This is a genomic window from Flavobacterium sp. 40-81, assembly GCF_001898245.1.
Classification (GTDB): Bacteria; Bacteroidota; Bacteroidia; order Flavobacteriales; family Flavobacteriaceae; genus Flavobacterium; species Flavobacterium inviolabile.
This window is the reverse complement of the sequence record NZ_MKTM01000026.1, coordinates 46,711-70,359: the sequence shown is the minus strand read 5'-3', so window position 1 is coordinate 70,359 and position 23,649 is coordinate 46,711. Positions and strand designations below refer to the sequence as shown.

19 protein-coding genes are annotated in these 23,649 nt (G+C 39.5%); 10 read left to right on the top strand and 9 right to left on the bottom strand.

Annotated features, from left to right (window positions below):
- Positions 1-11: 11 nt before the first annotated feature.
- Positions 12-1,787: an arginine--tRNA ligase gene (argS, locus tag BGO42_RS09975; RefSeq protein ID WP_273246934.1), complete on the bottom strand. Its 1,776-nt coding sequence runs from the start codon at positions 1,785-1,787 to the stop codon at positions 12-14.
- A 296-nt stretch (positions 1,788-2,083) separates the two neighbouring features.
- On the opposite strand from argS, the gene BGO42_RS09970 reads away from it, so the two are divergent.
- Positions 2,084-4,474, top strand: coding sequence for a TonB-dependent receptor (locus BGO42_RS09970; protein WP_177732785.1), 2,391 nt, complete (start codon positions 2,084-2,086; stop codon positions 4,472-4,474).
- 66 nt (positions 4,475-4,540) lie between these two features.
- Here BGO42_RS09970 and BGO42_RS09965 read toward each other — a convergent pair whose 3' ends face one another.
- Both BGO42_RS09965 and BGO42_RS09960 read right to left on the bottom strand, forming a co-directional pair.
- Positions 4,541-5,212 carry a sterol desaturase family protein gene (locus BGO42_RS09965; protein WP_273246933.1) on the bottom strand — a complete coding sequence of 224 codons (672 nt, stop codon included), beginning with the start codon at positions 5,210-5,212 and terminating at the stop codon, positions 4,541-4,543.
- A 98-nt stretch (positions 5,213-5,310) separates the two neighbouring features.
- Positions 5,311-6,318, bottom strand: coding sequence for a 3-oxoacyl-ACP synthase III family protein (locus tag BGO42_RS09960; protein ID WP_177732781.1), 1,008 nt, complete (start codon positions 6,316-6,318; stop codon positions 5,311-5,313).
- Between the two features lie 226 nt (positions 6,319-6,544).
- Here BGO42_RS09960 and BGO42_RS09955 point away from each other — a divergent pair, with 226 nt between their 5' ends.
- Positions 6,545-8,962: a S9 family peptidase gene (locus BGO42_RS09955; RefSeq protein WP_273246932.1), complete on the top strand. Its 2,418-nt coding sequence runs from the start codon at positions 6,545-6,547 to the stop codon at positions 8,960-8,962.
- A 39-nt stretch (positions 8,963-9,001) separates the two neighbouring features.
- On the opposite strand, the gene BGO42_RS09950 is transcribed toward BGO42_RS09955, so the two are convergent.
- The 6 genes from BGO42_RS09950 to BGO42_RS09925 all read right to left on the bottom strand — a co-directional run bounded on the left by BGO42_RS09950 (position 9,002) and on the right by BGO42_RS09925 (position 13,796).
- Entirely contained in the window at positions 9,002-9,406 is a 405-nt protein-coding gene (locus BGO42_RS09950) for a thioredoxin domain-containing protein (RefSeq protein ID WP_273246931.1), read from the bottom strand.
- Between the two features lie 14 nt (positions 9,407-9,420).
- A complete protein-coding gene (locus tag BGO42_RS09945; protein WP_177732775.1) occupies positions 9,421-10,368 on the bottom strand; it encodes an ABC transporter ATP-binding protein in 948 nt (315 codons plus the stop codon).
- Positions 10,369-10,459: 91 nt separating this feature from the next.
- Positions 10,460-11,773 (bottom strand): ABC1 kinase family protein, encoded by a 1,314-nt coding sequence (locus BGO42_RS09940; protein ID WP_177732773.1) that lies wholly within the window; start codon positions 11,771-11,773, stop codon positions 10,460-10,462.
- A 21-nt stretch (positions 11,774-11,794) separates the two neighbouring features.
- On the bottom strand, positions 11,795-12,466 hold the full coding sequence (locus BGO42_RS09935) for a TetR/AcrR family transcriptional regulator (RefSeq protein ID WP_177732771.1): 672 nt from the start codon (positions 12,464-12,466) through the stop codon (positions 11,795-11,797).
- Between the two features lie 144 nt (positions 12,467-12,610).
- Positions 12,611-13,306: a YiaD family glycine zipper/OmpA-like lipoprotein gene (locus BGO42_RS09930; protein ID WP_177732769.1), complete on the bottom strand. Its 696-nt coding sequence runs from the start codon at positions 13,304-13,306 to the stop codon at positions 12,611-12,613.
- Between the two features lie 13 nt (positions 13,307-13,319).
- A complete protein-coding gene (locus tag BGO42_RS09925) occupies positions 13,320-13,796 on the bottom strand; it encodes a lipocalin family protein (RefSeq protein ID WP_177732767.1) in 477 nt (158 codons plus the stop codon).
- A 177-nt stretch (positions 13,797-13,973) separates the two neighbouring features.
- On the opposite strand from BGO42_RS09925, the gene htpG reads away from it, so the two are divergent.
- The 8 genes from htpG (at position 13,974) to BGO42_RS09885 (ending at position 23,629) form a co-directional block, all read left to right on the top strand.
- The gene (gene htpG / locus BGO42_RS09920; RefSeq protein WP_273246930.1) at positions 13,974-15,851 is read left to right on the top strand and encodes a molecular chaperone HtpG; all 1,878 of its coding nucleotides are present in this window, start codon (positions 13,974-13,976) and stop codon (positions 15,849-15,851) included.
- Positions 15,852-16,192: 341 nt separating this feature from the next.
- Positions 16,193-16,987 carry a DUF2059 domain-containing protein gene (locus BGO42_RS09915; RefSeq protein ID WP_273246929.1) on the top strand — a complete coding sequence of 265 codons (795 nt, stop codon included), beginning with the start codon at positions 16,193-16,195 and terminating at the stop codon, positions 16,985-16,987.
- Between the two features lie 191 nt (positions 16,988-17,178).
- Positions 17,179-18,078: an EamA family transporter gene (locus BGO42_RS09910; protein ID WP_177732760.1), complete on the top strand. Its 900-nt coding sequence runs from the start codon at positions 17,179-17,181 to the stop codon at positions 18,076-18,078.
- A 65-nt stretch (positions 18,079-18,143) separates the two neighbouring features.
- Positions 18,144-18,497, top strand: a complete 354-nt coding sequence (locus tag BGO42_RS09905; protein ID WP_273246928.1) for a DoxX family protein — start codon at positions 18,144-18,146, stop codon at positions 18,495-18,497.
- A 39-nt stretch (positions 18,498-18,536) separates the two neighbouring features.
- Positions 18,537-19,217, top strand: coding sequence for an aquaporin Z (gene aqpZ, locus BGO42_RS09900; protein ID WP_177732754.1), 681 nt, complete (start codon positions 18,537-18,539; stop codon positions 19,215-19,217).
- 406 nt (positions 19,218-19,623) lie between these two features.
- Positions 19,624-19,905 (top strand): DUF2805 domain-containing protein, encoded by a 282-nt coding sequence (locus tag BGO42_RS09895; protein WP_273246927.1) that lies wholly within the window; start codon positions 19,624-19,626, stop codon positions 19,903-19,905.
- A 169-nt stretch (positions 19,906-20,074) separates the two neighbouring features.
- Positions 20,075-22,672: a toxin-antitoxin system YwqK family antitoxin gene (locus tag BGO42_RS09890; RefSeq protein ID WP_273246926.1), complete on the top strand. Its 2,598-nt coding sequence runs from the start codon at positions 20,075-20,077 to the stop codon at positions 22,670-22,672.
- A 3-nt stretch (positions 22,673-22,675) separates the two neighbouring features.
- Entirely contained in the window at positions 22,676-23,629 is a 954-nt protein-coding gene (locus tag BGO42_RS09885) for an alpha/beta hydrolase (protein WP_273246925.1), read from the top strand.
- Positions 23,630-23,649 lie beyond the last annotated feature (20 nt).

Sequence of the window (23,649 nt, the reverse complement as noted above, 5' to 3'; positions counted from 1 at the left end):
TTTATCCTGAATTACATTCTCTCGGGCACACTGATCCCTAAAAGTCCGAAAGCAGACTTTATGGTTTCTCCAACTTTCTTGGATAATTGTACTCTGAACACTTTTTTGTCTAAGTCTTCTTCTCCTAAAATGGAAACGGTCTGATAGAAAGAGTTGTATTCTTTTACCAGGTCGTATGTATAATTCGCAATTAACGCCGGACTATGGTTGGCCGCCGCATTCTGAATTATTTCCGGATAGAGTTCAACTTGTTTTAGCAGTTCTTTTTCTTTTTCGTGCAATACTGTTATGGTCGTACCGGAAAGGTCGAAATCTGCTTTTCGCAATATCGACTGGATTCTGGCATAGGTATATTGTATGAACGGTCCTGTGTTTCCGGCAAAATCTACCGTTTCTTCCGGATTGAACATCATTCCTTTTTTAGGATCCACTTTCAGCATAAAATATTTTAATGCCCCCAATCCGATAACTTTATATAATTCTGCTTTTTCAGCATCCGTATAACCGTCCAGTTTACCTAATTCTTCCGAAATGGCTTTTGCCGTTGCCGTCATTTCTTCCATTAATTCATCGGCATCTACAACGGTTCCTTCACGCGATTTCATTTTTCCGGTAGGCAATTCCACCATACCGTATGATAAGTGGTACAGGCTTTCCGCCCAGTCAAAGCCCAGTTTTTTAAGAATCAGGAACAACACTTTAAAGTGATAATCCTGTTCGTTACCTACAGTATATACCATTCCTCCTACATCCGGGAAGTCTTTCACACGCTGAATAGCCGTTCCGATATCCTGTGTCATGTACACCGCCGTTCCGTCTGATCGCAATACGATTTTTCGGTCCAGTCCGTCTGCTGTAAGGTCAATCCAGACGGAACCGTCCGGATCTTTTTCAAAGATGCCTTTTTCCAATCCAAACTGTACGACTTCTTTCCCTAATAAATAGGTATTGCTTTCGTAGTATTCTTTATCGAAATTCACACCCAGGTTTTTATAGGTAACTGCAAAACCGTCATAAACCCACTGGTTCATTTTTTTCCACAGGGCTACAACTTCTGCATCACCCGCTTCCCATTTGCGAAGCATTTCCTGAGCTTCAATAATAATTGGAGCCTGTTTTTTTGCTTCTTCTTCTGTTTTACCCTGAGCCATCAAATCGTTGATCTGATTTTTGTATTCTTTATCAAAAGTCACATAAAAGTTTCCAACCAGTTTGTCTCCTTTTAATCCGGTAGTCTCCGGAGTCTGATCCTGTCCGAATTTCTGCCAGGCAATCATGGATTTACAAATGTGGATCCCTCTGTCGTTAATGATCTGTGTTTTGTATACTTTTTTTCCGGAAGCTCTTAAAATTTCAGCAACCGCAAAACCCAACAGGTTGTTACGAACGTGTCCCAAGTGTAACGGTTTGTTCGTATTGGGTGAAGAGTATTCCACCATTATTGCTTTTTCACCTTCTTTAGGTGTTACAAAGCCATATTGTTCATTATTTTTTATTTTCCCGAAGAAATCCAGGTAATATGCATCGGCAATAACGATATTCAAAAATCCGGAAACCACATTAAAAGCCTGTACTTCCGAAGTATTGTCTACCAGATATTGTCCTATTTTGCTTCCCAGTTCTGCAGGATTGCTTTTGATTACTTTTAAAAGCGGGAAAATTACCATTGTAATATCGCCTTCAAACTCCCTACGTGTTACCTGAAACTCAACTTTTTCGAGTGTAACATCAAATAAAGCCTGAACCGCTTTTTGTATCTGGGGCGTAAGAATTTGTGATAATGTCATGGTGATTTATTTTTAAGGGTGCAAAGATAAGCTTAATTCAGCAATTTGTAAATTTGAAAATAATAAAAATATCCTTTGACAGCCAATCAGTTACATTTTTTATTTCACATTGAAACTTTTTTTTGAAATTTTTTGTAACAAAACACCCCTTTTTCTGTCTATTCATAGTGGTTCTTCGTTAGCGAAGTCTTTATTTTTCGTTAAATTTTGCATAAAACAGTACCTTGTTATACAAATTAGCTTGAAAAGCCATACATTTGCAACAGCAACAAACATCAATAAAAAACAAATCAGACATGAAACTAAAACTATTCTTAATCTGTATGCTTACCGCAATTGGTAATTTATACGCTCAAAATCCCGGAAATGTCACGGGTAAGGTGGTCGACAAAGCCACCAAGGAACCCATATCGTATGCAACGATTGCCATTAAAGAAGACAACAAAGTAATAACCGGTGGCATTACAGAAGACAACGGTTCTTTTAACATCACCAACCTGGCTCCTAAAAATTATACCTTAGAGATCCAGTATATGGGTTATAAAACCTTAACGAAAACTTTTTCGATTACTGCCGATGCTAAAACCGCTGCTTTGGGCACTATTGCTTTCGAACCGGAAGCCAAACAGCTGGAAGGTGTTACCGTAGTAGCAGAACGTTCCACGATTGAACAGAAAATTGACCGAAAAGTTATTAATGTAGGCCGTGATTTAACAACAGCCGGAGCAACTGCTTCTGAGATTATGAGCAATATTCCGTCTGTAAATGTGGATCAGGATGGAAAAATATCGCTTCGCGGTAATGAAAACGTGAGAGTATTGGTAGACGGAAAACCAACCAATATGGATGCTTCCCAACTGTTAAAACAGATTCCTTCCACTTCAATCAAAAAGATTGAGTTAATCACGAATCCTTCGGCCAAATACAATCCGGAAGGGATGTCGGGAATTATCAACATTGTCCTGCATAAAAACTCCAATGACGGATTTAACGCAAATTTCAATACCGGAATTACCTTTGCCGATGTTCCTAAATTCAACAACACTATCGATATGAACTACCGTAAAGGGAAAGTAAACTTTTTCGGTACGTATGGCAACACTTTGGGAGATCGTTTAAACAAAGGAGAGATCAAGCAATTTGATGACAATTCTTTACAGTTATTCGATATTGTTAACGACAACAAAACCCACATGTTTAAAGCGGGAATGGATTTTTACATCGATGATAAAAACACGATTTCGGCCTATACCAACCAGAGTTTCACCTCCGGTTTAGGAAACGTAAATACCGATTTATATTTCCCGAACAGTGCCAACAATATTTCACAAAAGGATATTTATGATACGGACAATGTGAACAGTGCTTACAACTTAGCTTTTAAACATTTATTTGCCAAAGAAGGACACACGCTGGACATTGAAGCCAACTACAACAATACCAAAAACACTCAGGATGCATCTTTCAACCCTGTAGGTGGTGGTTTAACACCATACGGCGATCACATTAAAGATACCCGAAACAGCACGATTATCAATGTGGATTATGTGAATCCACTGGATAAAAAATCGACTTTAGAAATAGGTGCTGAAGCCCGTTTGATGCGAACTGACAACGATTACCTGACCAGTCGTTTCAACACGCCAAACGCTAAATTCAATTATGATGTGGACATTTACTCTTTCTACACCACTTTTGGTCAGCGTTTTAAAAAGATCAGCTACCAGCTTGGTGCCCGTTTGGAGAGTTATAAAGTTCAGGCTGATTACGTTCAGAACAATCAAAATGCACCCTTTAAAAACGACTATATAACGGTATATCCGTCGGCTTACTTTACCTATACGCCAACAGAGAAAAACCAGTTCCAGTTGAGCATGAGCCGTCGTGTTGACCGCCCAAGTGTGGAGCAGACAAAACCGATCAGAGAGTTTAGTACCCCAAGAGTTACTTCTATCGGTAATCCGGAATTAGTACCACAGTTTACCAACTCTATCGAGGTGAATTACACCAGAACGCTTAAAAAGGGAACGGTTACTGCCGGGATCTATTACCGCGACATCAGTGATGAGATCACCCGTACGTTCTACCCGGACCCGAATGCCGATCCGGAAACGAAAAAGATTATCATGAGCTACACGAACTTTGATAAAAACAATGCTTACGGATTTGAGGTTTCGGCTAATTACAAGTTTACTTCCTGGTGGGATGTTCAGCCAAGTGTTGATTTCTCGAACATTCGTCAGAAAGGTGTTGTAGCGATTAAAAATGATGTAACCGGTGATTTTGACTATACGTTAAAACAAATTAATGCTGCTGCTTTTAATGCCCGATTGAACAACAACTTCAAGGCTACAAAAAGTTTACGTTTCTCTTTATTCGGATTCTACAGAGGTCCGGTAGACGGCGTACAGGCAAACAGCAAAGCCATGTATAAAATTGATGCCGGAAGCCGTTACAGCTTCTGGGAAAACAAAGCTTCTTTGAGCTTGCGTTTCAACGATATCTTCAGAACTATGAAATACGGTTTTGAAAGTCAGAACCCTTATCCGGGTGAAGGGGAATTCCGTTGGGAGAGTCAGTCGCTATTTGTAGGATTCAACTATATGTTTGGTGGTGGCAAGAACAGAGCTTTACAGCGTAAACAACGTGAAGACAATACCAAACAAGCCGGTGGCGGTTTATTCTAATCTGAGTTTTTGATTTTTATTATATTTATTTGGAAGACCTCGAAGTAAAAAAGCTTCGAGGTTTTTTTATGGCTTTTTATTTTCAAACAAAAGGGCTTTGGTTTTTTCGGGATCTTCTTTTGTTTTGGTTAAATCGAACATCGTTCCGAACACCCGGTCCCAAAAGGTATTGCTCACACCAAATCCCAATTGTTCATCCTTGTAGTGATGCAAGTGATGGTTCCGCCACAAAGGCTTCATAAACTTAAAAGGCGGCGCAAAGGCATGAATGGCATAATGCATGGAAGCATACAGCAGATAACCAAACATAAATCCGGGAAAGAATGCCCAGCTGTAATCCCTGAGAAACAGATAATGCAATCCGAATAATGTGGTGGCCAGGATCAGGCTGGGTACCGGCGGCATGAACAGCCGTTCCCGATCCCGGGGATAATCGTGATGATTGCCGTGAAGAACGTAGGCGATCTTTTTTAGCTTCGGATTATCGGTAATAAAGTGAAACAAATACCGGTGGGCTATATATTCAAAAAAAGTCCAGAATATCATTCCTGCAAAAAACAGGTAAATGACATTCCGGACTTCTATCGCAAATTTTGTATGTGCCGTAAACAATAAATATCCCAGTATCGGGATGTACATACCCCAGATTACTGCGGGATGTGTTTTCGTGAGCATTTCCAGGTATTTGTTCTCAAACAATCTGGCCTGCCCTTTGTTATGAATGGTTTTGTGATTCATCGTACCCGGTTTTAGTGAAACAATTCACGAAAGCATCAGTACGAAATTTACAACATTTTCTTTACATTCAAAAAATTAACATTCAGAATTTTAAGCGTTTACCATTTTATAACGGCACTCGCCCAGGTAAATCCGCTTCCGAAAGCGGCCAGTACTACCGTATCGCCTTCTTTAATTTTCCCCTGCTCCCACGCTTCCGTTAAAGCAATCGGAATAGAAGCAGCAGTAGTGTTACCATATTTCTGGATGTTGTTATACACCTGGTCGTCTGTTAGCTTGAATTTCTGCTGAATGAATTGCGAAATCCTGAGATTTGCCTGGTGCGGAATTAACATATCGATATCGGAAACCTGTAAATTGTTTGCCTGAAGTCCTTCCATGATGACCTCACTAAAACGTACCACCGCATTTTTAAAGACAAACTGCCCGTTCATATACGGATAGTAGCTTTCGTCATTCGGGTCGTTATCGGCTATAATATCCGAAACCCAGCGTTTTCCCATTCCCGGTGCCTTCAACACTAATTCATCGGCATGTTCGCCTTCCGAATGCAGGTGTGTTGATAAAATTCCTTTACCCGGTTCGTCAGTTCTGCTCAATACGGCTGCTCCGGCTCCGTCACCAAAAATAACGGAAACACCGCGGCCTCTGGTTGTCATGTCCAATCCGGTAGAATGTACTTCGGAACCGATAACCAGAATATTTTTATACATGCCTGTTTTGATAAACTGATCGGCTACCGAAAGCGCATATACAAATCCGGAACACTGGTTTCTAACATCCAGCGCACCAACCGTCCGCAATCCTAAATCACGTTGAACGGCAACACCCGGTCCCGGAAAATAATAATCAGGACTTAAGGTTGCAAAAACAACAAAATCAATATCTTCTTTAGCCACTCCGGAGCGTTCGATGGCAATTTTTGCCGCCTTCACTCCCATGGTTGTTGTGGTATCCTCTCCTTTGATCACATGACGTCTTTCCTGAATACCGGTTCGCTCCTGTATCCACTCGTCATTGGTATCCATTATTTTTGACAAATCGTCATTAGTCACTACATTTTCGGGAACGTAATAACCTAATCCTGAAATCTTTGATTGATGCATTATTTTTATTTTTTTATTAAAAACAGGGATGCAAATTTACACATTATAAAAAAAACTACGACTATTCCGAAACATTTTTTCAATTATCACAAACAGCCTCCCGGACAGCCGGATTTCTTTTAACAAAACTTAAAGCTTTTTTGTAACATGTAAACAGTATATTCGACCTATAATTTCAGAATCAACTGTGAACGCATTAATATCTATTTAATCCCTTAACAATTTTATGAAGCTAATTTACAAATCCGTATTATTCCTGCTGCTGGGCACCTCATCGCTTATTGCACAGGAAAACGTTACGTATCAAAAGCCTTCGGCAAGTATTTTGCAACTGGCCGATTTTGAAAGAGCACCATCGGTAATCATGGATACCAAAAAAGAATGGATGCTGTTAAGCTACAGAAACACCTATAAAAATCTTGAAGACCTGAATCAGGAAGAACTCCGTTTGGGCGGTTTGCGCATCAATCCGATCACCAACATTTCCAGTTCGGTTACCTATATCAACAACCTGAAAGTGCGCAGGGTGAAAGACAAAAACGAGGTTCAGGTTCAGGGCTTACCGCAAAATCCGAGAATCAGCAGCCTGGCATGGTCACCGGATGAGAAAAAAATCGCCTTTGCCCATACTACTGCAACCGGAATAGAATTATGGATCCTGGATATTGCTTCGGCAAAAGCGAGTAAGCTTACCGCTGCAACGATCAACGCCAATATCGGCAGTCCGTTTAGCTGGTTTAAAGACGGACAGAGTCTTATTGTAAAGATGCTTCCTAAAAACAGACCGGCTTTAATTGATGCTAAAAAAGACCTGCCAAACGGTCCTATTGTTTCCAATAGTGAAGGTAAGGTTTCTCAAAACAGAACCTACCAGGATTTATTAAAGAACAGAACGGACGAGGCTAATTTTGAAAATATTGTAACGTCTGAGCTATACAAAGTAAACCTGGACGGAACAGCTTCGTTGTTTAAACCGGCAGATATGTATGCAGGAGAGAGTTTCTCTCCTGACGGGAATTATGTAATGTTAACCACCCTGCAAAAGCCGTTTTCCTATATTGTTCCGTTAAACCGTTTCCCTCAAAAAACAGTTGTTTATGACAAAACCGGAAAAGAGATCAAAGTTGTGAACGAAGTGCCTTTAACGGAGATCATGCCAAAAGGTTTTATGGCAGTACGCAAAGGAAAAAGAAGCATGAGCTGGAGAAATGATGCTCCGGCTACCTTGTATTTCGCAGAAGCTCTTGATGAAGGAAATCCGGAAAACAAAGTGGCTTACCGCGATGAAGTGTTTTTATGGCCGGCACCTTTTACCGCCAATCCAACTTCTCTGGTAAAAACACAACAGCGTTTTGACGGCATTACCTGGGGTAACGATAAGATCGCCATTGTTTCCGACAGCTGGTACGATACCCGTAATGTTAAAACTTACCTGATCAATCCGTCGAATCCGTCGGAAACGCCCAAAGTTATCTCCGACAGAAATTCCCAGGATATTTATTCGGATCCGGGAAATTTTGAAACGGTAAAAAACAGCTACGGCAAACAGGTTCTGGCGTTAGAGAACGACAATGCTTTTTTAATTGGTGACGGTTATACCAAAAACGGGCAATTCCCTTTTATTGACGAGTTCAATATTAAAACCTTAAAAACAAAACGTCTTTATCAGTCGGCTTATACCGATAAAATGGAGCGTATTTTCTCTATTGAAGATTTCAAAAAAGGCGATGCATTAATACAGATTCAGTCAAAAAGCGAATATCCGAATTACTACTTCCGTAATTTTAAAAAGAAAAACCAGTTAACCCAGATAACCGATTTTAAAAATCCGTTTGAAAGCATTAAAAATGTTTACAAAGAGGTTATCAAATACAAACGAAAAGACGGTGTTGAACTTTCCGGAACGTTATACTTACCGGCAGGATATGACCGAAATGCTAAAAAAGAAAAATTACCGCTTTTAATCTGGGCGTACCCTACAGAGTATAAAGACAAGAACAGTGCCGGACAAACCTCATCCAACCCGAATGAGTTTACTTTCCCTAACTACGGTTCTTTTGTGTATTGGGTAACCAAAGGTTATGCTGTGCTGGATGATGCCGCTTTCCCGATCATCGGTGAAGGTACAACTGAACCAAACGACACTTTTATCCCGCAATTGGTTGCCAATGCCGAAGCAGCTATAGATGCAGTAGACAAGCTGGGTTATATCAACCGTAAAAAAGTAGCGGTTGGCGGACACTCTTATGGTGCCTTTATGACTGCCAATTTATTAACTCATTCTAATTTGTTTGCCTGCGGAATTGCCCGAAGCGGTGCCTACAACAGAACACTAACTCCTTTCGGATTCCAGAGCGAGCAACGTAATTACTGGGAAGTTCCGGCTATTTACAACGGAATGTCACCGTTTATGAATGCGGACAAAATGAAAACACCGCTATTGTTAGTGCATGGAGAAGCCGACAATAATCCGGGAACCTTTACTTTACAGACCGAGCGTTATTTCCAGGCTTTAAAAGGATTGGGAGCACCGGCAAGAATGGTTATCCTTCCAAAAGAATCCCACGGTTATGCAGCAAAAGAAAACATACTGCATTTGCTTTGGGAACAGGATCAGTTCCTGGAAAAGTATCTTAAAAACTAAATAAAAAAAATCCCCTGAACAGTGTTCAGGGGATTTTTTTTATGATGCTGATTCTTGTTTTATCCTTTGTATTTTCCCGCTTCTTTCCATAGAAAAAGTAGCCGTTTCTTTGTCTACATGGGTATAAATAAGCAGTGCTTTTGCATACAGGTTTTGTTTGTGGTAGCCTTCTTTTCCGGTTTGTACCAGATAGTCGGCAAAGAGTTCCATATTTTCGGCCGAAAAGCCGGGATTTTCTAACAGGAACGGAATCAGTTGATCGGCATCAAGGTCTAAAAACTCCTGCCAGTCCAATCCCAATTCCTCTTTCAGTGCCACATTGTCGGCCAGACTGCTTTGTGAAATACCACCACCTCCTTTTCCGCCTTTCATCCGCTCCATCAATCTTCTTAAGGCAAAACCCAGTTCGCTGATTTGCCGCATTAAAACATCTTCTTTTGGCATAATGTCTGTTTTTTTTAACTTATCATCAATGTCACTTCCTCGTTCATTGCTAAAGCGGTTTCATGTTCAAAGAAAATTACTTTTCTGTTGAATACTGCTTTTATCAGGTAGTGACTTCCTTTATAATAGGATTGTTTTGCTGTGACTTTCATCATCCCGTTCTCAACAACCCGCAGCTGATGCGGATACAACAGCAGCAGTTCATCGTCCCCGGCATCCACAACCGTAATATCCGAAAGTTTCAGTTCGTTTACTTCCCCAAAAAGAGAGGCAACATATTTATTCACCGGATTGTTATAAATATCGGCCGACAATCCTTTATCTACGATCTTACCGTCAAACAACACAAAGGTTTCGTCTGCAAAAGACAAAGCATCCGTACTGTCGTGTGTGGCAATAATACAGGTCACTCCTTTGGCTTTCAGGTAGGCAAAAAGATTACGGCGCAATGCATTTTTCCGGAAATTGTCAATATGGCTGAATGGTTCATCCAGCAGCAATACTTCCGGTTCCAGTGCAAGCACTCTTGCCAGCGCGACACGCTGCTGCTGTCCGCCGCTCAGAAATTTTGCTTTTACATTCGCATATTCGGTCATTTCTACAATCTCCAGCAATTCCTGAATGCGCTGTTTTTTTTGTTCCGGGTAAAAATTCGATAAAAACTTACCCACGTTTTCGGCTACGGTAACATACGGCATCAAATCAAAATCCTGCGCCAGGTACTTCATAAACGGCATGCCGGGCACCAGATGGAATTTTGGGCCTAATACTTCCGTATCGTTCCAGAAAATCTGTCCTTCATCCAAATCATACAATCCGTAAATCAATTTCAGAAGCGTACTCTTACCACAACCGCTTTCGCCTATAACGGCTATATTTTGTCCTTTTTTTATTGTAAATTCAATGTTTTTGATTATCGTTTTTTCATGATAACCAAAAGATATATTTTTAACGTGAAGCATTCTTAATTTTTAAAGACACAAAATTACAAAGTTTCTGCATACGGAAACGCATCCAATTTTGCCATTCGCTTATTCTTGATGTTTTGGGCGTTTACTGCGGGATATATTGTTCGAAATTCCGGGTGTTGATTCGGGCTTTCAGGTCGTGCAGCAAATTATACAATCCGAAAAAAGTACGGTTGATATATAAAAAGTGCTGGGAACCACGGTTGCCGTTCATCTTGCGCAATTGGGTATCTTTAGAGAACTCTTCACCCATTCTGGCAATATTTTCAAAAAACACCTCATCGGAAAAATCAAAATAATCCCCGTGGAACGGCTGGGTAAACAAACTCAGCAGCTGATGGAACAAACCGGAGAAATATTCAATTTCTTTTGGTGTATCATCTGTTCGCAGGATCTCCAGTTCAAACAGTTTTTCCCGGAACAGTTTCGGATCGTCAATAACTTCCGGCCGCGCCAATTCGAAATACGGCACATAAAATTCTTCCGGTACGTGTTTAATGCATCCGAAATCGATTGCAATCAAGTTGGTCTCTTTATCGATTAGAAAATTCCCCGGATGCGGATCGGCATGTACCTGTTTTAAATGGTGCATCTGAAACATATAGAAATCCCAGAGTGCCTGTCCGATGCGGTCACCCGTTTCCGGATCGTTGTTTCGGGCAGCAAATTCCGAAAGGTGCTCCCCTTCCATCCAGTCCATCGTAATGATCTTCTCGGAAGACCATTCCGGATAGTAAACCGGAAATCTGAGGTTTTTTATTTTTTCACAGGCTTTTGCTATCGCTATTCCCTGTTTTAATTCCAGTTTATAATCTGTTTCTTCCAGCAGTTTGTGTTCTACTTCTTTAAAATATTTATCGGAATCTTTTCCCTGCAGGTTGAACATTTTAATTGCAAACGGCTTTACAATTGCCAGATCGGAACTAATGCTGTCGGCAACACCCGGATACTGGATTTTTACAGCCAGCTGTTTTCCGTTTTTAGTAGCCTTATGTACCTGTCCGATACTTGCCGCGTTAACGGAATCCGGTGTAAAGCTGTCGTAGATTGCTTCCGGATAATGTCCTAAATATCGTTTAAAGGTTTTCCGAACCAGCGGTGCTGATAAGGGCGGAACGGAAAATTGTGCCAAAGAGAATTTCTCCACGTATGCTTTGGGCATGATATTCTTTTCCATGCTGAGCATTTGCGCTACTTTTAAGGCGCTTCCTTTCAGGTTTTTCAACCCGTCATAAATATCTTCCGCATTGTTTTCGTTCAGCTTGTCTTTTGTCAGGGAAGGATTGACCATTTTTTCGCCGTAATAGGCCAGATAGTTTCCTCCGACTTTGAGACCGGTTTTCACAAGCTCTCCTGCCCGTTCAATTTTATTGGTCGGGATTTTATTTAACGTTTTCATGGCTTTTTATTTTCGTTCCTACTAATTGAAGCGCTCCTTCCAGACAAATTTCCCCAAATCGAAAAGGCTTTCCAGGGGTGTGGTGTCCAGAATATCGAAAGTTGCTTTTACGGACTTTTCAATCATAATATCGGTTTTTTCAAACCCTATGGAAGTATCTTCAACCCAGAATTTCAGGATAAATAGAAACTGAACCCATGCTGCTTCGGATAAAACAGGTTTGGCTATTTTATCTATTTTCTCATGTTTGTCCGTAACTGTAGTCTGAATTTCTTCCTGAATGAATTTTTTGAAACGGTTGCGCAATTTTCGCAATTGCTTTAAATTCTGCAATCCCTGTTTATTTTCTTTCAGTACAAAATAAACATAGCTCCTGTTTAGCGTGAGTATTTCAAAAAAGGTAAAGTATAGTGACAGTAGTTTATTCCTGTTCGAGTAGGTTTCAAAAGCTTCCTCATTTTTAAGTCCGCTAACGGCATTTTCAAATAGCTTTATCCATATTGCTTCTTTCAAACCGTCTAAAGAAGGGAAAAAACTATAAAAAAGTGTTTCTTCCATTTTGCTTTCTTTACAAAAGTGAAACACACTTGCCGGTTCCTGATGTTTTTCCAGAACCTGGTTCATGTAGGTGGAAATAATCGTTTCTTCTGTAATGGTTTCTTTTTTTCCGGCCGCTCTCTTCGTCATCGCCATAATAAAAAATGTTTTAAGGTTTTGTAAAGTTACAAAGCGTTTTATCCCGTAATCAAAAAAATAAACAAAATATTTGTTAAAGTTCTTTCAAAAAAAAAGACCACCTGATTGGTGGTCTTTTTTAAATATCAACAAGGATGAGAATTAGTTTCCTGCTTCTTTTTTAGCATCCTGAACCATTTTCTCGTTAGCTGTAATTGCAAACTCTACACGACGGTTTTTGCTTCTTCCGTCCGGAGTATCATTTGTTGCAATCGGATCAGCAATACCCATTCCGGTTGTTTTGAAACGGTTTCCGGATAAACCTTTTGTCGCCAAGTATGCTTTTACAGAAGCAGCTCTTTGTTCTGACAAGTTCAGGTTGTATTCTGCTTTACCCGTATTATCAGTATATCCGTAGATTACGATATCCGTATCCGAATAGTTTTGGAATACCGGTACCAATTTGTCTAAGTTTGCTTTTGCAGCCGCTGTTAATGTTGATTTGTTGGTATCAAAACGAACAGCATTTTCACCTAAAACCAGTTTAATACCTTCTCCTACTCTTTCTACCTCAGCACCCGGAACAGCCTGTTCGATCTCACGGGCCTGTTTGTCCATTTTATTACCGATAACACCACCGGCAACACCTCCAACAACACCACCTAAAACAGCTCCTAAAGCACCGTTTCCTCCTTTTCCAAGGTTATTTCCCAATACTCCTCCTAAAACAGCACCGGCTACAGCACCGATTCCTGCTCCTTTTTGAGTATTATTAGTATTTTTTACTGCTTCACAACTCGTTAATACCGAGGTTAACGTGAATACTGTTGCCAATGTAAATATTACGATCTTTTTCATATACTACTGCTTTTTAGTTTGTTTTTTCAAATTGATATACCACATCTGTCAATTTACCGCCAACATTAATTTTGTCAATCAACTGGAAAGAAGTTTCCGACTGATTCGCGATTCTTAACACATAACCTTCTTTTACTTTTTTCGCTTTTTCTCCGGCGTCAAGAAGTTTCAAAACAAACTCTCCTTCTTTATTTACAAACCATGTAAATGCAGAACTGAATGCAGGGCAATTTGCCTGTTCGAAAGCCATGTTCCCTTTGTTGTTATTCGAAATAAATTTCCAGCTGCTACCTTCAAAGCACTTTGAATCGGCTATTTGGAAAGAAGTAACCTTGATGTATTCCGAACCGGGATAACTAACAGAGCTTAACACCCAATTACCTTTGATTGCAACCTGAGAAGTTCTGTCTAACTTCGTGTTGGTCACTGACGTTGACTTACATGAAAATAACATCAATGTAAGTGCACTCAAAAAAATTAATTTTTTCATATATAGCGCTTTAAAATGTTAACACAAATATACTACCTACAGAATTAATTTGTTAAATTTTGAATGATAATTTTTCCTGAAATTTTAACATAACCGTCATTTTGTCACTTTCACCAGATTTGGTACTTAATTTGTATAAATACCGGAAAAGTTTAACATCAAAAATATATTCTGAATATGACTACAGGAAAAATTAATGTCTCGGTTGAAAACATCTTTCCTTTAATTAAGAAATTTTTATACAGCGACCACGAGATTTTTCTTCGTGAATTGGTTTCAAATGCCACGGATGCTACTTTAAAACTAAAACATTTAACCAGTATTGGCGAAGCCAAAGTAGAATACGGCAATCCGGTTATTGAGATAAAAATTGACAAAGACAACAAGAAAATCCAAATCATCGACCAGGGATTGGGGATGACAGCCGAAGAGGTTGAAAAGTATATCAACCAGGTAGCTTTTTCGGGTGCGGAAGAGTTTCTTGAAAAATACAAGGATACTGCCAAAGATTCCGGAATTATCGGTCACTTCGGATTAGGATTCTATTCGGCTTTTATGGTTGCCGAAAAAGTGGAGATCATCACCAAATCCTACAAGGATGAACCGGCTGCACACTGGACGTGCGACGGCAGCCCGGAATTTACACTTGTTGCTGCAGACAAAACAACCCGCGGAACCGAAATTATTCTGCATGTTGCGGAAGATTCGTTAGAATTTCTTGAAGAGGGCAAAATCCGTGAACTGTTAACCAAATACAACAAATTCATGCCGGTTCCTATTAAATTCGGAACCAGAAGCGAAACCATCAAAACCGGAGAAGGTGACGATGCCCAGGAGGAAACCGTTGAAGTGGACAACATCATCAACAACCCGAATCCGGCCTGGACAAAACAGCCAAGCGATCTAACGGAGGAAGACTATAAAAACTTCTACCGCGAATTGTACCCGATGCAGTTTGAAGAGCCGTTATTCAACATTCACCTGAATGTGGATTATCCGTTTAACCTGACCGGTATTTTATATTTCCCGAAAATGTCCGGTGATTTACAAATTCAGAAAGATAAAATCCAGTTATACCAGAACCAGGTTTTTGTAACGGATAATGTGGAAGGTATTGTTCCGGAATTCTTAACCATGCTGAAAGGGGTGATCGATTCGCCGGATATTCCGCTGAACGTTTCCCGTTCGTATTTACAGGCAGACGGTAACGTAAAGAAAATCTCCAATTATATTACCCGTAAAGTAGCCGATAAATTAAAATCGCTGTTTACCGAAAACCGTGAGGATTTTGAGCAAAAATGGAACGATATTAAAATCGTACTGGAATACGGCATGCTTTCCGAGCCTAAGTTCTATGAAAAAGCAGGCGCCTTTGCCTTATATCCAACGGTTGACAACAAATATTTCACACTGGAAGAACTAAAGGAAACTTTAAAAGAGAAACAAACGGATAAAGACGACAAACTGGTTATTCTTTATGCTTCAAACAAAGACAGTCAGCACAGTTATATTGATGCGGCTAAAGAAAAAGGCTATGAAGTCCTGCTAATGGACAGCCCGATTGTTTCGCATTTAATTCAGAAACTGGAAGCGGATAATGAGAAACTGACGTTTACCCGTGTAGATTCGGATCACATTGACAACTTAATCAAAAAAGACGATACTCCTATTTCGAAATTATCGGATGAAGAGCAAAACAATCTGAAAACCGTTTTAGAGGAAATTGTTCCTAAAGCGAACTATACTGTTCAGCTGGAAGCGATGGACAGCAAAGCAGCTCCGTTTATCATTACACAGCCGGAGTTTATGCGTCGTATGAAAGAAATGAGCCAGACCGGCGGCGGAATGTTCGGAATGGGGAACTTCCCGGAAATGTATAACCTGGTTATCAATACCAATTCTGACCTGGCAACTACCATTTTAAATACTACCGACAAACCGGCTCAGGAAAGTCTGGTAAAACAGGCTTTGGATTTAGCGAAACTTTCTCAAAACCTTTTAAAAGGAGAAGAGTTAACCGCTTTTGTAAAACGTAATTTTGAGCTTATCAAATAAGCTGCATCATTATATTCGATTTATAGTGAAAACGCTGTCAGGAATGCTGACAGCGTTTTTTTTAATCCCCACAAATCCAGTTTAAACCTGTAATTACTGATTCTCTTTTCCCGTCCCATAGTAAAACTGTAACTATTTATTTTTAACTATTTGATTTTTAGAAAGATAATTGGAATACAAAGCAATCTGTTGGCCAGCTTATAGTACCAACAACTGCTTTTATCACGATTCACACTCAAAACGCGCCAATAATATTTCATTAATACAATAATAATATACCGTTTGTAATCATTTTAAGACGTTTTTCATACATTTGGCATACAAAACCTTAAATCTTTTTTATGAAAAAAATTACTTTTTATGCCCTGACATTATTTATGTCATTAACAGCTGGTACTGCTTTTGCGCAATCTACTGCGCAACAAAATCTTGACAATGCTATCGGAATGGCCGAAAACATTAAGCAGGATACGCCGGTTGCTAAAAATGCTGCCGTACAATTAGCCAAACAAATTGTGCTTTTAAATGCGCCAAATGCACAACAGTTTTATGATGCGATGTTTGTACAGGTTGCTTCCATCCAAAATAATGCTGACGATGTTGATTATTTTGTAAATGAAGCACGGATTGCTTCTCAGAATGCTTTCACTACTGCCGGTGTAAATGCGATTACTGCCGATCTGGTTAACTTAAACGATCAGTTAATTGGTTTAACCTATCAAATTAACGATGCCTTACAGGCTAACGACAACAATACTGCTTTAAATCTTATCCCTAATGTTAAAAATGTATTGGATTTACAAAACAGTACTACTGACAATTTAATCGCTGAGATTAACGCTATTGCCAGTGCTATCAAAACATACAATGTTTGTATTCAGTTAGTGGATCATTTGGGAAATCCTGTTTATTATACAGATTTACACGGATATTATGCTCATAACGATGCTACCAATGCCTATATCACTCCGGAAAGAGATGAAAACTGTTTCTACAATTTAGCTCCGGGTACTTACACTTTCGATTCTCACGACGGTTATTTCAGCGGAACTTCTCCGGCAACCGTAACTTTATCAGACAGTCTGGTAAACGCTAATGGTGTGATCATTGTGAACTTAGTATACTGGTCTGAATAATCAGAATATACATTATCATACAGAAAAGGACTAACTCAGGTTAGTCTTTTTTGTTTCCGCAAGACAGCAAAAGATTGTTATTTTTCATCACAAATAAATGCCATTTTAGCAATTAACTTTTTTTTTCATCGCTTAATGGTTCTAAATAATAACTAAGCCATATCTTTGCAGGCTGTTTTAAAATGAATAAAATGTCAGGAAATAACGTATTAAAAGGAGTTTTTTTAGTAGGATTAGGTGCAACAAGTTACGGAATGTTAGCAACATTCGTAAAACTGGCCTATCAGGAAAACTATACTACTGCAGAGGTTACCTCTTCTCAATTTATCTTAGGAATCATCGGGATTCTGATTATTAATGCCTTTCAGAAATCTAAAAATAAAGGTACCGTAATCAAAAAAGCGACCAAAAAGAATATTGCACAGCTGATGCTTGCCGGAACATCCCTGGGCATGACCAGTGTTTTTTATTATCTGGCGGTAAAATACATTCCGGTTTCGATTGGTATTGTACTGTTAATGCAAACGGTATGGATGGGTGTTTTGCTGGAAATGTTTATTGACAAAAAACTGCCATCGCTTCAAAAAGTGATTTCTGTTGTTATTGTATTGGCAGGAACGGCACTGGCGACCAACATACTTACCAGTGAAATAGAACTTGACTGGCGAGGTTTAATGTGGGGAATGCTGGCAGCAGCTTCTTTTACAACGACTATGTTTACGGCAAACAGTGTGGCAACCGAAATATCGTCGGCACAACGAAGCCTGTACATGCTGTTGGGTGGTGCGGTTATCGTTTTCGGGTTTGGTATTTTTACCCAAACCACTCCTTATAACTTTGATATCTTCTTAAAATGGGGAATTGTACTTTCCCTGTTCGGAACCATTATTCCGCCAATGTTAATGAACTCCGGTTTCCCGCACACCGGGATCGGACTGGGAAGTATTGTCTCTTCCTTAGAACTTCCGGTATCGGTAATGATGGCTTTTGTGATCTTAAATGAAGAGGTCGTTTTAACACAATGGTTAGGAATAGTACTGATAATTTTAGCGATTGTGATCATGAACATTTCTTTCAAAAAAAAGGAATAATATAGAATTTTCCTGTAAAAATGATTATATTCGTGTAACGGATATAATCATTTAATTACCTGAAAATGAGTTTACCTTGGCATTTATATCTCATGTCTTCGCTTTATATCATAGCAGGCATTAATCATTTCAGAGTTCCAAGGTTATACCTGAAAATCATCCCTCCCTACTTACCGAATCCCCGATTACTAAACTATATCAGCGGCATTGCAGAAATCGTTTCAGGCATCCTGTTGTGCTTTCCTGAAACCAAATCTTTTGCTGCCTGGGGAATAATAGTGCTTTTATTTGCCGTATTTCCGGCTAATCTATACATGTACCTGAATGATAAGGCTTCCTTAGGCTTATCAAAATGGGTGCGTTTTATCCGATTGCCCTTACAGATCATCCTTATTTACTGGTCTTACAATTATACCTGATTGCATTTATTACCCATTGTTTAACTAATCCCCTTTATTATGAAAAAATTTGTAGCAGAATTTATCGGAACTTTTTGGTTGGTTTTAGGAGGTTGCGGTAGCGCAGTTTTAGCCTGTAATTTCCCGGATGCGGGAATCGGATTCGTAGGAGTCGCACTGGCATTCGGACTTACAGTACTCACCATTGCTTATTCTTTGGGCCATATTTCCGGAGCACATCTTAATCCCGCAGTTTCCATAGGTTTATGGATGGGCGGCCGGTTTGAAGCAAAAGAACTTGTTCCTTACATCGTGGCACAAATACTTGGAGGTATCGCAGCTGCGGCTGTCCTTTATGTAATCGCAACCGGTAACGGAAGTGATATCGGAGGTTTCGCCTCCAATGGTTACGGAGAGCTCTCTCCCGGAAAATACAGTATGAATGCCGCCTTTCTAACCGAGGTAGTCATGACTTTTATTTTCCTGATTGTCATATTAGGCGCTACCGATGAACGGGCTCCGAAAGGCTTTGCCGGAATTGCGATTGGTCTTGCCTTAACGCTGATTCACCTGATCAGTATTCCGGTTACGAATACTTCGGTAAATCCTGCCAGAAGTATCAGCCAGGCGGTTTTTGTGGGTGGTGAAGCCATCAGTCAGCTTTGGCTATTTATTGTCGCCCCGGTATTAGGCGCTATTATCGCCGGAATTGTGTACAAATCCATTTTTAGCAAAGAATAATGATTCCAAAATACCTTACACTAAAAAGCACCACCAGTTGGTGCTTTTTTTATTTCTTTTACAAAATGTACCAGCACATCAAGCAACAAAAACACATTATGCCTTTATTTTTAAGAACTGTTTTTATCCTGAAAACAACTTTAAACTTTATTTCCACTTCCAAAAGGCCGGTAAAAGCATTGCCTTTAAAATTTTAAAAAAAGTAAAAAACACGGCTCAAACCCGAACATATCTTATATTTCAAATATTTTTTGATACTTTTTTTCAAAAGCAAAAAGTATTTTGGTCTGATTTTTGAAAATTCAAAAAAAATAAAAAGTTGCTATTGCTCAATTATTTTTTTTAGTAATATTGAGTATAGAATTTAACCATTTAAAAAAAATTATCTGAATTAATTTTTCATCTGATGAAAAAAAGTAAAGTTTTAGAATTCGACAAGGAAACAATTGACAGAATTGTCGCTATGGCTCAGGAGGAAAGAAAACCTTTTGAAGTATTAAGAGAAGAGTTTGGAATTTCTGAAAGTGAAGTAACAGAAATGGTTCGTAAAAAGTTATCGAAAGATAATTTTGAGCTTTGGAAAAAAAAGGTTGCTGCTAATAAGCCTAAACCGAAACCTCAAAAATATAATGAACTGGAAGACGATGATTTAGACAGCAAATATTACTTTAAAAATAAATTTGACTAAAAAAATGCCCGCAGCCGCGGGCATTTTTTTATACTTTTTCCCGATAAAACCGTCTGGAAACAGCCCTGCCGGAAAGCCTGAAAATCATCCTTTTAATTTTAGCTGTTTCCTTTCCGTTTCCCAACTTTTAGCCGTAAATTCACACTATAATTTAATTTTTTTTACAGCCATGAAAAAAACAATAATCGCCGCTTTACTACTCTTATCCGGTTATGCCTATTCTCAGGACACTTTATGGATCAATCGGTATTATGAACCAACACCAAAAGAACTCGCGAAGTATTTCAGAATTGACAGGAAAGCCAAAAATGGTACTTTTCTATCCACGGAATACTATCGGAACGGAACAAAAAAAGCCGAAAGATTTACAGCCGAAAAAAACAGCTCACTCTTTAACGGTCCTGCTAAATTTTACTCCAAAAACGGCCAATTGTCTTCAACCGCCAATTATATAGACGGTATTATTGAAGGTCCGGTAACCTATTATCTTAAAGACGGAAGCAAATCGGAAGCTGTTTTTAAAGACAACATGCTTTACAATGGGAAAATAACGTTTGAAGAAGATGATAATTCTTTCACTTTAGAAGCTAAGGACGGGCAGTTTCTTTATTCCGAAGTATACCCTGTTAAAAATCCGAAATTAAGACAGAAAAACTTTTATGAAGGCACACAATTAGTCCGTCAGATTTCACACAATAAAGACGGTGATCTTATCAGCGATGTTACCCTGACCGGCTATACGATTCAAAATGGGCTGGAAGCCATTTATAACTATTCTCCTTTCTTTTTAAGCACCGTAAGTAAATATGCCGACGGAAAAGTGACCGAAGTGACCGCTTTCTATAAAAACGGTTCGGTAAAATCCCATTCGGTAAAGGACAAGGCTTCCAAACGGTATACGATCTATTACCATCCCGATGGTTCCCAAGCGGGTGAACTGACCGAACAACTGGACGAATATGATTACTCCTCTCCTCAGGACGGTATACAGCTTCATTATTTTTATGACAATCAGGAAGAAGGTAAAGATCAGGATATCGTGGAAACCTATTCGGAATACAAAGACGGGGCTCTTGTAAAAACAAAAAAATACCGTCCGGACGGCAGCTTACTGAAAACAGATCTGTACAATGACGGCGGAATGATAATGACAACCGACAATTATGACCGTTTTGGAAAAATAAGCAGCAGTCTGAGTTATGACCCTGATTCTTCCAATCCGTTAGACGGAACCGAAATAGCAGACAATATTATCCGTATTTACAAAGCCGGTATTATTATTTCGGAAACTATTTATTACAGCAACCAGAAACCTTTTAAAAAATTTGAAGGCAAAACGGCCGTCTTTTTTGATAAAAAAGGAAAAAACATCGGTACCCTGACCTATTCCGATTCCTATAGTCCGGGCAATTACGATACACCTGCAGACGGAATACTTTATACGATGTATAACGATGTTATCAACGATGCTTATGAGTATAAAGGCGGAACCTACGCCAAATCCATAGTGTACAATAAGACCATTTCCGATGAACTCCGTCCGGAAAAAGTGAGTTTTTACAAAAACGAAAGACTCTCAAAAGACATCAGCTACTATAAAAACGGAAAAATAAAATCCGACATCACCTATGGCACCTATGATCCCGAAATGGGCATCTTCTATAATGAGAAGGGTAAAAAAATAAGCGAATACGACTATGTAAAACAAAACGGAACCCTTTATACTTTCTTTGAGGGCAGCGATGACATTCAATCCATTCAGAAATATGCTAATGGAAAACTGCTTTATGAAAAGCTTTATACGCTTAATTTTTCTGCTACTGCAAACAGCAACAAGTACCAGTTAATCAGCGAAATCGACTATAACAAATCGGGAGTGTTTTATCAGGACGGAAAGCCGTTATATACTACACAATACAAAGACGGAGCTCCTTATAACGGGAAAGTCATCACCACTGATGGTTACTATTCCTATCAGATTGACAATTATGCAAACGGAATCAAACAGGGCGAGCAACTCACACTGGATGCCTCAACGAAAGAACCGATCAGCAAATCCATTTATGAAAACGGCATGTTAGCGGAGACCACTACTTACAAAAACGGCATCATCGCCACGAAAGCGCAGTACGTCGATGATCTTATTAATGGGGATTACATTTTTTATAACAGCAAGGGAGAAGAAATTTCCAGAGTAACCTATAAGGATGATCTACCGTTTAACGGCCAGGCTATTATTGAAGAAAGTGAAAACAGCACATCCAAAACAACCTATCAGAACGGACAGCTCACAGAACAAAGTACTTTTTCCGGGAACATCCTGATCAGTAAGAAAACACTGCTGGATGCTGCGGCCCTGAGCTACCAGACAACGGTTTACTATGATAATGGCAAACTGAAAATGAGTTATTCCGAAAAGGACGGTATGCTACACGGTAAAGTGACGTATTTTAATCCGAAAGGCAAAAAAGAATATGAAGCCGATATTACTGATGGTAAATTAAGCAGCGGAACCGTATGGGTAACCTCATATTTCCTGAACACCAGCTCAAAATACCTTAAAATGACCAAATCCAAAAACAACATGCACATTATCGGAATCGGAGAATCCGATAAACCTAATTTTGAAATGAACCTGACAATGATTAATCCGGAGGATACGGTATTCAGTGAAATCGAAAACATCTATTTATACACTCTTTATCCGGGCGAATATGACAGCCAAAATACCGATGAAGCAGCTCCTCCAATATCTATAAAAGACTAAAACATGATAAAAAACATAATTCTTACAGGTTTCCTTCTTATAGCCGGTTTAAAAAGTTATGCCCGGCAACAGCCTTTTGCTGTGGAAGAACTACAGGTTAACGAATTACTGAAAGGCGATCTGTATTCACCGGCAAAAAGTCAGCCGCAAAAAACAACGCTGATCATTCTTATTGCCGGTTCCGGACCGACTAACCGGAACGGAAACCAGCTGAAAGGCAGGAACAATTCGCTAAAGTATCTTGCCGAAGATTTATGCAAAGACAACTATGCCGTTTTCACATACGACAAGCGAGTTATTGCCCAGATAATTGCCGGAACTGTCAACGAAAAAGAAATGCGTTTTGACGACATGATTACCGACGCCGTTACTGTATTTGACTATTTGAAAAACAAGTACCATTATTCAAAGATCCTTTTTGCCGGACACAGCGAAGGTTCCCTGATCGGAATGATTGCCGCCCAAAAAACAAAAGCGGATGCTTTCATTTCATTAGCCGGTCCCGGAAGACCGATTGATGAAATTCTTGTGGAACAGATAACCCGCCAGACACCCGCTTTAAAAGAGGAACTGGTTCAGAGTTTTGCCGCCCTGAAAAAAGGAGAAACCATCGAGATTAAAAAACCATTGCTGGCCTCGATTCTCCGGGAAAGCGTTCAGCCGTACATGAAATCCTGGATGCAATACAATCCGCAAACAGAGATCAGTAAATTAAAAGTTCCTGTACTGATCATAAACGGCGACAAAGACCTTCAGGTTCGCGTTCTGGATGCCGAATTATTACAAAAATCAAAACCGGGCGCCACATTAAACATCATTCCGAACATGAATCATGTCTTTAAAAACATCACCGGCGACGAAGCCGAAAACCTGGCTTCCTATTCCGATCCGGATACCCGGAATACACCGGAACTTTCGGAAAAAATTAATCTTTTCCTAAAAAAGAATAAACTGTAACAAAAATCGAATTCCAACTA